The sequence below is a fragment of the Bacillus cereus group sp. BfR-BA-01356 genome, from assembly GCF_022663635.1.
GTDB lineage: Bacteria > Bacillota > Bacilli > Bacillales > Bacillaceae_G > Bacillus_A > Bacillus_A cereus.
In genome coordinates this window covers 36,514-48,695 of sequence record NZ_JAKUFX010000009.1, presented here as the reverse complement: position 1 = coordinate 48,695, position 12,182 = coordinate 36,514, and the positions used below count along the sequence as shown (strand labels likewise).

Here is a 12,182-nt window from a genome sequence, read left to right as displayed (position 1 = left end):
GCTTACTTCGACTCCTTTTCTTTGTAGATTTCATATTGTTCAGCTAAGTTGTAAGGCATTTTTTCGTACATGATTTCCATTAAATCAGTTACTTTTTGTTTTGGAGCTTGGTCAGCCTTAGCAATTGCTTGTTTGATATCTTCTTTTGCTTCTTCGATTACTGTCTCTTCAACTTCTTGAGACCATAGGCCTTTAGCTTCTAAGAACTTACGGAAGCGTACGATTGGGTCTTTTTGTTCCCATTCGTTTTCGATATCTTTTGTACGGTAACGAGTTGGGTCATCACCAGCCATTGTATGTGGACCGTAACGGAATGTTAAAGTCTCGATTAAAGTAGGGCCTTCGCCATTTACTGCGCGCTCACGAGCGAAAGCAGTTGCTGCGTATACAGCTAATGGATCCATACCGTCTACTTGAATTCCGTAAATACCTGCTGCTACTGCTTTTTGTGCTACAGTTTTAGCTGCAGATTGCTTTTCTACTGGAGTAGAGATTGCATAACGGTTGTTTTGAACAACGAAGATTGCTGGAGCTTTGAATGCACCTGCAAAGTTCATACCTTCGTAGAAGTCACCTTGTGAAGCACCACCGTCACCAGTGTAAGTAATTGCAACAGATTTTTTACCACGTAGTTTCATACCTAACGCAACACCAGCAGTTTGGATGATTTGCGCACCGATAATGATCTGTGGAGCTAATGCATTTACATTCTCAGGCATTTGGTTACCCATGAAGTGTCCACGAGAGAATAAGAATGCTTGGTATAATGGTAATCCGTGCCATACTAATTGTGGTACATCACGGTATCCTGGTAAGATGAAGTCTTCTGCTTCAAGTGCGAAATGACTTGCTAATTGAGAAGCTTCTTGTCCAGCTGTAGGTGCGTAGAAACCTAAACGTCCTTGACGGTTTAAAGAAATAGAACGTTGATCTAATACGCGAGTATACACCATACGACGCATTAATTCTTTTAATTGATCATCAGATAATTCAGGCATAGCTGCTTCATTCACAACTTCACCGTTTTCATTTAAAATTTGTAATGTTTCAAATTGAGCTGCGATAGCTTTCATTTGCTCATCAACATTAAATAGGGTCTTTTTTGTTTTAGTACCCATTCCGTTCACCTCTTCCTCTCTTGAACCATATTCTGAAACGCTTTCACTGGCTATTTTCCAGTTTAAAAAGCGCAACGATGTAAACCAACATGTTTGTATGTCGGTTGAGAATAATTTTGTGTACCTAACAATCTGTACTAATGTTTTTTCAGAAACATATTAATACAATCTTGATCACGTTTTTTAGTTTACAACTATTCTAATTACGATGTCAATTACTTTGAATACGTTTTTTTATAAATAATATGCAGGTTTCTACTACACAAACGTGTTTTTATTTTTTACATCTGTATTAGTAAGCATTGACCTACTGTTATATTATTCCCTTTTTCACTTATTTTTTCTCTTAGAATAATATGTAAACGATTTAATTCTCTTTAGTTTTTCTCTCTTCGTAACAAAAATATACAAACTACTCTTCCTTTTTTAGGTAAATACCTATACATTTCTACCCTCTCTTCCATACATTATAGTAACCGCAGTATTAGCGGGAAATGATAAAGGAGGTCATCTCATGTACGGATACTCATATTGCTATCCAACTTGTTCATATCCTTCCTACGGTTATGGCGGTTCTTGTGGCGGGTCTGGACGCGGCTTCGCCTTAATCGTTGTGTTGTTTATTCTTTTAATTATCGTTGGTGCTGCTTGCATTCGCTAATTGTAAAACGAAACAACTATGGAAAGAAAAAGACGGCTTTGCCGTCTTTTTCTGTTTATCACATACATAACTACTCTATAATAGAACGATTTCCAAAATGCCTTCCCTTTCTTGCCGATGACTTTTTCCATCTCCTTTGGTAGACTAAAGAGGAAAGGAGAGATTACATATGCTTACAATGAAAGATGTTATTCGCGAAGGAGATCCTATTTTGCGCAACGTTGCAGAAGAGGTGTCCTTACCGGCAAGCGAAGAAGATACAACTACCTTAAAAGAAATGATTGAATTCGTAATAAATAGCCAAGATCCTGAAATGGCTGAAAAATATAGTTTACGCCCTGGAATCGGATTAGCGGCTCCGCAAATCGGTGTTTCAAAAAAAATGATTGCAGTTCATGTAACCGATGCGGATGGTACATTATATAGCCATGCATTATTCAATCCAAAAATCATTAGCCATTCTGTTGAACGTACATATTTACAGGGTGGTGAAGGCTGTCTATCTGTAGACCGCGAAGTACCTGGTTATGTTCCTCGTTATACAAGAATTACAGTAAAAGCAACTTCTATTAACGGAGAAGAAGTAAAATTACGTTTAAAAGGTTTACCAGCAATCGTATTCCAACACGAGATTGATCATTTAAATGGCGTTATGTTCTATGACCATATCAATAAAGAAAATCCTTTTGCCGCTCCTGATGATTCCAAACCTCTAGAGCGATAATAATAAAAAGGCGGAAGTTAATCTTCCGCCTTTTTATTATTAAATGGGTTCCATATTCACTTATAGCAATCCAGCCCACTTTAGTCCATGATATATACCGTCTTCATTAACATCCTTTGTCACATGATTTGCAAGTTTTTTCAAGTCTTCATGGCCATTTCCCATCACAATACCTGTGCCAACGGCTTCGATCATTTCTAAATCATTTAAGCCATCTCCAAATGCATACACTTGATCACGATTAAAACCTAACTTTTCAATGTATTTCTCAATTCCTTTTGCCTTAGAACCACCATTCGGAATGATATCCATTGAATATGCATGCCAACGAATAAAATGGAAATCTGGATAATGATTAATAAACTTTTCCTCTTCATTTACTTCACAAAAAAGTAGTGTTTGATAAATATTACGTTCCTCATAAAAATTAGGCTCATATGCTGGATGCTCAAAGTTTAAGCTTCCAAAGCCTTCTTTCACATAATCATGATATTCCACTGATGCTCTCATATCTTGATGGTCAAGATATACAAGTGGATATCCTTCTTGTTTTGCAAACTGAGTAAACTTATGTAAAGCATCTGGATGTAACGGATTATTAAATATTACCTCATCTTCAAAGACAACATATTGTCCATTAAAACTAACATAATTATGTATATTAAGTTCCTTACGAATATCTTCGAACATAAATGGCGCGCGCCCTGTCGCAATTGCTACATGTACACCTTTTTCTTGTAACTGTTTTACTGCATCTCGTGTAGATTGCGGAATTTTTTTATCATGATCTAATAATGTTCCATCAATATCAAAAAAGACAATTTTATCATTCATTTGTCAAAATCCTTTCTGAGACTCTATATTCCTATTTTGAATATCACTTTTCAAATTCTAAAAAAAAGTATAACATATTAAACATCTGTGAAGAAAGCGTTCCCTTTCTGACCTTATTTGTAAACTTTGCATATATATATTAGTAAAACATGTAGATACTTGTTCGGATGAATTTTCTTTTCCATTCTTCCTCATACTATACCTATAACTAACGGCTACTGATCGTTACTATAGAATAACTTTCACTGTATGGGAAAGGACAAGATTCACCATTCACTTTTGTCCTATCTCTTATATCAGAGATAGAGTTTTCACTAGTAATAGGCATGTTTAAAATAAGGAAAGGAAGGAGTAATCATGCTGAAGAAGCTGAAGAAAAAGCTCAAGCGTTATTTAAATGGTCTAGTCCGTAAAAAGACAGTCGCTTAAATTGTGCCCATTTCGGGCTTTTTCTTCATTCTCATTCGAAAAAACATGAAAATCGTGACTGTTTGCTTTATAATAAGTAACAGATAATGCAAAACATAGACAAGGAGAGGTTTTCCAAATGATTTTTAAAGTATTTTATCAAGAAAAATTAACTGAGGTTCCAGTACGTGAAAATACAAAAGTTTTATATTTAGAGGCTACGTCTGAAAAGGATGTTCGTACAAAATTAAATAAGTTCGCATATAATATCGAGTTTGTTCAGTCTGTTACTGGCGCTCATCTTGAATATGAAAAAGAAAACGCTGATTTAACATTAGCGGAAATCGTATAGCGATATGAAATTTCTAAAAAACGACCAAGTTGCTGTATTTGCTCTCGGTGGGCTTGGTGAAATCGGTAAAAATACATACGCTGTTCAATTTCAAGATGAAATTATTATAATTGATGCTGGAATTAAATTTCCAGAGGACGAACTTCTCGGAATCGATTATGTAATACCAGACTACACTTATTTTGTGCGAAACGAAGATAAAATTAAAGGGTTATTCATTACACATGGTCACGAAGATCATATCGGCGGAATCCCTTACCTATTACGTCAAGTGAACATTCCAATTTACGGCGGAAAATTAGCAATTGCACTCATCAAAAACAAATTAGAAGAACACGGCTTACTTCGTAAAGCAAAACTTTACGAGATTCAAGAAGATGACGTTATTAAATTCAAAAAAACGTCTGTATCCTTCTTCCGTACAACTCACAGTATTCCAGATTCGTACGGCGTTGTTGTGAAAACACCTCAAGGTCAAGTTGTTCATACAGGTGACTTCAAATTTGACTTCACACCAGTTGGTGAACCAGCTGATTTAACAAAAATGGCTGAAATCGGTAAAGATGGCGTACTATGTCTATTATCTGATAGTACGAACAGTGAAGTTCCAAACTTTACTATGTCTGAGCGTCGCGTTGGTGATAGCATTCAAGACATTTTCCGTAAAGTAGAAGGACGGATTATATTCGCAACCTTTGCATCAAATATTCACCGCTTACAACAAGTTGTTGAAGCTGCTGTTGAAAACAACCGTAAAGTAGCTGTGTTTGGTCGAAGTATGGAAGCAGCGATTGAAATTGGACAAAACCTTGGTTATATTCGTTGCCCGAAAGATACATTCATAGATGCATCTCAACTAAACCGCTTACCAGCTAATAAAGTTGTTATTTTATGTACAGGTAGTCAAGGTGAACCGATGGCAGCACTTTCACGTATTGCAAACGGTACACACCGCCAAATTCAAATTATTCCTGGAGATACAGTTGTTTTCTCTTCTTCACCAATTCCAGGAAATACAATTAGCGTAAGTCGTACAATTAACATGTTGTACCGCGCTGGCGCTGATGTAATTCATGGGAAACTTTCAAATATCCATACAAGTGGACACGGTGGACAAGAAGAACAAAAATTAATGTTACGTCTAATTAAACCGAAGTACTTCATGCCAATTCATGGTGAATATCGTATGCAGCGTATGCACATGAACATAGCAAATGATTGTGGCATCCCTGAAGAAAATTGCTTCATTATGGATAATGGCGATGTTCTTGCTTTACGTTCGGATGAAGCTAGCGTAGCTGGAAAAATCCCATCTGGTTCGGTCTACATTGATGGAAACGGTATTGGAGATATTGGCAATATCGTATTACGCGATCGTCGTATCCTTTCTGAAGAAGGACTTGTAATTGTAGTTGTAAGCATTGATATGAAAGAATTTAAAGTTGCAGCAGGACCTGATATCATCTCACGCGGTTTCGTTTACATGCGTGAAAGTAGCGATTTAATCAATGATGCACAAACATTAATTACAACTCATTTAGAAAAAGTAATGGAGCGTAAAACAACACAATGGTCTGAAATTAAAAATGAAATTACAGACACATTAGCTCCATTCCTATATGAGAAAACGAAACGCCGTCCAATGATTTTACCAATCATTATGGAAATATAAGAAAAAGGACAATGCCATGAAGGCATTGTCCTTTTCTTTTCTCTTATCTTAAAAAGTGTTTAAATCGATCCACTTCATCGTCATGACCAATGACAATTAATATATCTCCTGCTTGAATATTCTCCGTAGCTCGAGGGGATACGATAACTTCTTTGCCTCGTTTAATTGCTACAATATTCAATCCAAACTTCGCACGAATATCTAATTCAATTAAAGAGTGCCCATCAATTTTTTTATTCGCAATAATCTCTACAATACTATGCTCATCTGAAAGCTCAAGGTAGTCTAGCACATTGCTTGATGCAATATTATTAGCAATCCTTTTTCCCATATCACGTTCTGGATGCACAATATGATCTGCACCTATTTTACTTAACACTTTTTCATGATAATCATTTTGAGCTTTTACAGTAATATTTTTTACACCCAACTCTTTCAAAATCAAAGTCGTTAAAATACTTGAATTTAAATTATCTCCAATAGCAACGACTACGTGATCAAAATTTCGAATACCAAGGCTTTTTAATACCATCTCATCTGTTGAATCTGCAATTACAGCATGCGAAGCTATATTTGCAAATTCATTAATTTTATCCTCATCTGAATCGATTGCCATTACTTCCATACCTAATTGAGCTAGTTCTCGGCAAATACTTCCACCAAAGCGACCAAGTCCAATGACAGCAAATTCTTTTTCTTTCTCACCCACGGGAATTCCTCCAATAACTTCAAGTACTATTTATTTTCAGTGTAACACACTTTATATGCGTCACAAAAACTATGATTAGCTCTTATTTTTGTTTTTGTATATAAAAATATTGTTGCAAGTAAAAAGCGATACCAACAAGTAGCATAGCAAATACAAATATATTTCCAAAAGAACTAAATGTTTCAAAAACGAATAATAATGTTTCTTGACCAAAAAAGGCAAATAGAAGCTGTGTGAATGCAAATAACAACGCCCATATGTAATGATGTTGATGGAATAAATAATGCGTTGCACCTAAAAAAGCAATAAACGAAAAGATAAAGATCCACCAATTTTCTAAAAATAGTTGCCAATTAGAAAATTGATATCCATTTACTAATATCGCAATAAGCGCGATAACTACCATCGTCGGCACACTCCAAAATAATGCCCGTCCTCTAAAGAAACGAGTGCCTTTAACATCTCCTTTTTCATGTGCAATATATGTTAGTACTACTGTGCTTATATACAAAACAGAAAGAATTGTTAAAACGATAATAAGCCAAAAATGTAATTGATAATATTCATGCTCTATATTTGTCACGATTGCAGCTAACATGCACGGAATTAACATTCCCGTCCAACCATCTACTTTTCTTTCATTCCAAAAGACCGTATTACCAATCCTTATTCCTAACAACATAAAAATAATGATACCCAATACAAATAACGTAGTTTTATTCCCTACTAAACTCGTTGAAAAAGCAATTAATCCAATAAATAAAAAGAGCACAAACCCATTCATAATTTCTAGTACAGGTGATAAATATCTCTTCACCCATTTGTATGTTTCGTCATATTCATTATTATCTACTAGACGATAGGCATAAAAACTTATCCCAAAATAAACCGCCGCAATAATAACATACGCATATAAGACGAAACATAAAATCGCACTGCTAATTTGCACGTAATTCCCCACCCTTTTTTCTATGTTTCACATTGATTTTACACACTTTTCATACTAAAAGTAAACATATATAAGTTAGTCAAATAATTAATAATGAGCAGTGGCTAAACCCCCTGCTCATTATTAAAACAGTACAATTAACTTTAATTCTTCCATTTGTATATAAATGTCTAAAATCAATCTATACGAGCGTTACTTACACCTCAGAACAAAAAGTTTTTTGGAACCTTCAAGAAAGTGGAAGTTTTATTTTCTATTCCCTTTCCACTTTACATATTGGCTTAAAAATGTAATTGCCTTTTCAATCACTTCTTCGTCTGGTTTTAATTTTGCATGATGTAAACCATATTCTGAATTTACTCCAAGCCAAAACATAAATCCAGGGATTTCTCGAAGCATATAACCAAAATCTTCACCCGTCATTGCCTCAGTACATGTAATAACATTCATATCAGTTTGTTTATGTACAAATTCCATAAACTCTCTCGTTAACTCTTCATGGTTATATACTTGATGATACATTGCTCCGTAATCTATAATCGCCTCACACTGGAAAGAAGCTTCGATACCTGCAACAATTGACTCAATTCTGCTTTTCACACGCTTCATTGATTCCACTGATAATGTTCGAATCGTTCCTTCTAAACGAGATTTTTCTGCAATAATATTTTGAACCGTACCACCAGTAATTTTCCCGATTGTAATTACTGCACTATCAAGAGGATTTACATTGCGACTAATAACGGATTGTAGCTGTGTAACAAGATGACTCGCTGCAACAATCATGTCATTTGCAGTATGCGGATAGGCAGCATGGCCACCTTTCCCTTTTAAATCAATATATAATTCTGAAGTATTGGCAAATAACAGTCCTTCTTTCGTTGCAATTGTCCCCACAGCGTATTCTGGTGCAATATGAAGACCAAGAATTATATTCGGTTTCCATTCTTTTAACTCTTCACTTTCTAACATAGGAAGAGCACCGCCTGGTCCTTCTTCTGCTGGCTGGAATAGAAATACAAGGTCATCATCTATTCTTTCGCTCACAGCTTTCGTTAGAAGGCCTAAACCGATTGTTGTATGTACATCATGGCCACATGCATGCATCATTCCTTCGTGAATAGAAGCAAACTCGTATCCAGTTTCCTCTGTAATTGGTAAACCGTCTATATCTGCACGATAACCTATTATTTTTTCGGGATTTTTTCCATTTACTTTAACGATTACACCCGTTTTCCATGTCTTCACTTCCACAAATTCATGAGAAAGTGTTCCTATATAATCTAAAATATACTGTTGTGTTTTCCATTCCTTAAATCCGATTTCTGGAATTCTATGTAGATCTCTACGAATTTGGACAAATTTGCTTACTGTCATTTTTGCACCTCTATCTATAAAAAGCGTAAGAGCCCATTTACGCTCTTACGCTTTTTTTACTTTTTATTTCTCTGGGTTTAATTGACGAAGCTCTTGTTTAATTTCTGTTTTTGCTTTTGTCTTCTCATCAATTTCTTTGATTACACGTGCTGGAGTACCTGCAACAACTGTGTATGGAGGTACATCTTCTGTTACAACAGCTCCCGCTGCTACAACTGCACCTTTACCTACTGTAACACCCTCTAAAACAACTACATTTGCACCGATTACTACATCATCTTCAACGATAACTGGTTTTGCAGAAGGTGGCTCAATAACACCTGCAAGTACAGCACCTGCACCTACGTGACAGTTTTTACCGACTGTTGCACGTCCACCAAGTACTGCGTTCATGTCGATCATAGAACCTTCACCAATTACAGCACCAATGTTAATTGTTGCATTCATCATAATTACAGCGTTGTCACCAATTTCAACATGGTCACGAATAATAGCACCTGGCTCGATGCGAGCTTTAATACCTTTTAAATCAAGCATTGGGATTGCAGAATTACGACGATCGTTTTCTACAACGTAGTCAACGATGTGCTTATTATTCTCATCAAGAATTGTCTTAATTTCAGACCATTCTCCGAATAATACACCTGATTTTTTATTCACAAATGCTTGTACTGTTTCAGGGAATGTTACTTCTTTTAAATCCCCTTTTATGTATACCTTTACAGGAGTTTTCTTTTCACTTTTTTGAATAAACGAAATAATTTCGTTAGCGTCCATCATTTTCATTCTTGTTGCCTCCTAAATCCATTTATAATGTTACTCTACCAAACGAAAGAGCGAGTAGCAAGATAATAATCTTATTTTTCCCTTTGAATTTCTTCTATAATTTCTAAAAATGCTTGTACTTGCTTCAACTGCCTTGCCGAGTCACTTGTTAACAACCATGTTTCTCTCGTCAGTTGAACAGGTGTTTTATACATATTTTCCTGTACTTCCTTTAAAACAGTAGAAGGTAAAAGGGCATAACCTATACCATTTAAAACAAGTTGTTTACATGTTTCAATTTGGTCAACTACAATCGTTCGCTTAGGCGGATTAGAAAATAAACCATACCACCAATTTTGTATTTGTCCATAATAAGTCGAGTCACTTTTAAATTGAATGAACGGCCTATTTGTTTCTTTTAACATCGAAATATCTTTTATTTCTTTATCAACTAAATACAGTTCATCTTCAAATAATTGTTGCTTCTGACCTTTATATTCTTGTGTTCCCCTCAGTATAGCAACATGCACGTCTCCTTCATAAAACTGCTTTTGCACTTCACTACTCCATCCAGTAAACAGCGATATCTTTACAGAAGGATATTTATGCACAAACTTTTTCAAAACAGGAGGGAGCCAATATTGACCAATAACTGATGCAACAGCTATTTTTAACGTTCCATGAGTTTCCGTTCTGAAAACAGCCAGCTCACTTTTTATATCTTCTTCCCTTTGCAACATTTCTTTGGCATAATTTGCAACTTTTTCCCCTTCAGGTGTAATTGTCAATCCTTTTTGTGAGCGAATAAAAAACTTCATTCCCCATTGTTTCTCCATAGATTGTAATCGTTGACTCAGCGCAGGTTGGGAAACAAATAAACGTTCCGCCGCTTTTCTCATATTTGATTCCTGAGCTAACACAACCATCATTTGAAAATCATCAATTTGCAACTTTCTCCCTCTTTCCTTAGCTTCCATACACCTTATTTCAATAAGCTTTTCATCCTTAATTTATCCGAATGCTTTCATTCAGAAAATACAATTGTCCAGCGCAAACTTTCCTTATGTTTTATGTCTTTTTAAATATAATACATACACAAGTGATATGCACGAAAAAAAGTGACTTCTTCGTTTCTATGAAGTCACTTTTTTCACTTTATCGATTATGTTGCCTTACTTTCTTATTCAACAATTTTAAAATAGCCCGACGTGTTAAAATCCCCTCAAAATAGCCTTCTTCATTAACAGCGCAAATAAAAGGATGATCAATTGTCATTTCTAAAGCTTTTGCAAATGAATCGTCTAATTTAAGAACAGGTATATCTTCTTTCATCACCTGCTCTACTTTCATATCATCGAGCCTTTCAAACTCAATACGTTCTAATCCTAACATACCATCTAATATCATGGCAGTACTAATCAAACCATGTAGTTTATACATTGGATCTAAGACAGGTATCGCTGAATATCCAGATTTTACAAGAACAAGTAAAGCATGTTCTAAACTATTTCCAATTTGGACATGAGCTACTTTTTCCGATGAAATCATTAAATCCTTCACAAGAATTTGTTGAAATTCGTCTTTCGGAATACTAATCATATTACATCCCCCATTTTCCCTTTTTCCTGCTTATGTTCACAACTCTATTCACATTTTATGACAGCGTTTTCATATTATTATTTTGTCCTAAATTTATTTCAATAAAAATACAATCACACAGATATTTTAGCATACCGCACAAAAAAAAGACTACCATTCCGGTAGCGCTTAATACCCTTTATTTTTTAATCTGTAAAATAACCTTGTGATTTTTTTATATTGCATCACATCTGTCTGTTTCAAACCATTCTCAATATCTGTAAGTTCCACAGCTAAAATTTCACTTGCGTAATTTTGCTGAAATAAAATATCTAGTAGTAAACTTTCTTCTTCCTTCGTTAAAACAACTTCCCTTTGCATATACCCCTCTCCTTACACTCGCATCGTTACTCTTATTATATAAAAAATTCAACCTATTTAATAGATGTAATATTCAGTTTTTATTAAAAGATATGTAACAATCGTACACATACAAAAAAATCATTTCGTATATCGATTTGCATAGCTAAACGCCGCATAAGCATCCGGCTTAATTTTTGCAGTTAATCCCATCGCTCGAATTTTTTCTGTCATATCTAAAATAAATTCTTTTGTTAAGCCATCATTCCCAATGTCTAAATGAATTTCCATTATGAATCCAGCCCCATCTTGAGCATAAGGATGCAATAACTCCCATATTGTTTGTATATGAGTAGGCGTAAATAGACATGCGATTTCTTGACTAAACTGCGTTTCTAAATATATTTTCTCACGTAAGGTCGCTGGCTTATCTTTTACTGATCTATGGTGTAAACAACCCCAGGCACCTTTTCCAACACGATGAATATGGATTGCTGTAATAAACCTCGTATCCTTTTGATGCGCTTGCGAGTCTGTCCCAATGGATAATCGATACAAATTTCGCGGATCCTTTTCAATGAAACTACAAATACGGTTAAAGACCATATCAAAATTTAAATGTCTCTCTGAAACATTGTAAAATTTATGTGCACCGTCCACAGAGTCACGTCCTTT

At 35.2% G+C, this 12,182-nt stretch carries 14 protein-coding genes; 4 read left to right on the top strand and 10 right to left on the bottom strand.

The annotated features are described in order from the left end of the window. Window positions 1-2: 2 nt before the first annotated feature. Entirely contained in the window at window positions 3-1,118 is a 1,116-nt protein-coding gene (pdhA, locus tag MR168_RS05670) for a pyruvate dehydrogenase E1 component subunit alpha (RefSeq protein WP_000536895.1), read from the bottom strand. Between the two features lie 514 nt (window positions 1,119-1,632). Between pdhA and MR168_RS05665 the strand changes: the two genes are divergently transcribed. Beyond that, the gene (locus tag MR168_RS05665) at window positions 1,633-1,779 is read left to right on the top strand and encodes a YjcZ family sporulation protein (protein ID WP_000274562.1); all 147 of its coding nucleotides are present in this window, start codon (window positions 1,633-1,635) and stop codon (window positions 1,777-1,779) included. 169 nt (window positions 1,780-1,948) lie between these two features. After that, window positions 1,949-2,503: a peptide deformylase gene (def, locus tag MR168_RS05660; protein ID WP_000957048.1), complete on the top strand. Its 555-nt coding sequence runs from the start codon at window positions 1,949-1,951 to the stop codon at window positions 2,501-2,503. 60 nt (window positions 2,504-2,563) lie between these two features. Here the strand turns inward: def and MR168_RS05655 are convergent, their stop codons facing one another. Next, a complete protein-coding gene (locus tag MR168_RS05655; RefSeq protein ID WP_000998275.1) occupies window positions 2,564-3,337 on the bottom strand; it encodes a Cof-type HAD-IIB family hydrolase in 774 nt (257 codons plus the stop codon). 547 nt (window positions 3,338-3,884) lie between these two features. Here MR168_RS05655 and MR168_RS05650 point away from each other — a divergent pair. Continuing rightward, on the top strand, window positions 3,885-4,097 hold the full coding sequence (locus tag MR168_RS05650; protein WP_000576435.1) for a DNA-dependent RNA polymerase subunit epsilon: 213 nt from the start codon (window positions 3,885-3,887) through the stop codon (window positions 4,095-4,097). A 4-nt stretch (window positions 4,098-4,101) separates the two neighbouring features. Continuing rightward, the gene (gene rnjA, locus MR168_RS05645) at window positions 4,102-5,769 is read left to right on the top strand and encodes a ribonuclease J1 (RefSeq protein WP_000670377.1); all 1,668 of its coding nucleotides are present in this window, start codon (window positions 4,102-4,104) and stop codon (window positions 5,767-5,769) included. Window positions 5,770-5,812: 43 nt separating this feature from the next. Here rnjA and MR168_RS05640 read toward each other — a convergent pair whose 3' ends face one another. From MR168_RS05640 to MR168_RS05605, 8 genes are all read right to left on the bottom strand, one after another. Next, window positions 5,813-6,478, bottom strand: a complete 666-nt coding sequence (locus tag MR168_RS05640) for a potassium channel family protein (protein ID WP_000504032.1) — start codon at window positions 6,476-6,478, stop codon at window positions 5,813-5,815. Window positions 6,479-6,560: 82 nt separating this feature from the next. After that, on the bottom strand, window positions 6,561-7,427 hold the full coding sequence (locus tag MR168_RS05635) for a cytochrome c oxidase assembly protein (RefSeq protein WP_001167324.1): 867 nt from the start codon (window positions 7,425-7,427) through the stop codon (window positions 6,561-6,563). 246 nt (window positions 7,428-7,673) lie between these two features. Continuing rightward, window positions 7,674-8,804: an N-acetyldiaminopimelate deacetylase gene (locus MR168_RS05630; protein WP_000218672.1), complete on the bottom strand. Its 1,131-nt coding sequence runs from the start codon at window positions 8,802-8,804 to the stop codon at window positions 7,674-7,676. Window positions 8,805-8,867: 63 nt separating this feature from the next. Next, window positions 8,868-9,590, bottom strand: a complete 723-nt coding sequence (gene dapD, locus MR168_RS05625) for a 2,3,4,5-tetrahydropyridine-2,6-dicarboxylate N-acetyltransferase (protein ID WP_000783241.1) — start codon at window positions 9,588-9,590, stop codon at window positions 8,868-8,870. A 71-nt stretch (window positions 9,591-9,661) separates the two neighbouring features. Further along, the gene (locus MR168_RS05620; RefSeq protein WP_001987174.1) at window positions 9,662-10,546 is read right to left on the bottom strand and encodes a LysR family transcriptional regulator; all 885 of its coding nucleotides are present in this window, start codon (window positions 10,544-10,546) and stop codon (window positions 9,662-9,664) included. A 178-nt stretch (window positions 10,547-10,724) separates the two neighbouring features. After that, on the bottom strand, window positions 10,725-11,168 hold the full coding sequence (gene cbpB / locus MR168_RS05615; protein WP_000623579.1) for a cyclic-di-AMP-binding protein CbpB: 444 nt from the start codon (window positions 11,166-11,168) through the stop codon (window positions 10,725-10,727). 168 nt (window positions 11,169-11,336) lie between these two features. Next, window positions 11,337-11,528 carry an antirepressor AbbA gene (gene abbA / locus MR168_RS05610; RefSeq protein ID WP_001188692.1) on the bottom strand — a complete coding sequence of 64 codons (192 nt, stop codon included), beginning with the start codon at window positions 11,526-11,528 and terminating at the stop codon, window positions 11,337-11,339. A 120-nt stretch (window positions 11,529-11,648) separates the two neighbouring features. After that, a complete protein-coding gene (locus MR168_RS05605) occupies window positions 11,649-12,167 on the bottom strand; it encodes a ribonuclease H-like YkuK family protein (RefSeq protein WP_000348489.1) in 519 nt (172 codons plus the stop codon). Between the last annotated feature and the right edge of the window lie 15 nt (window positions 12,168-12,182).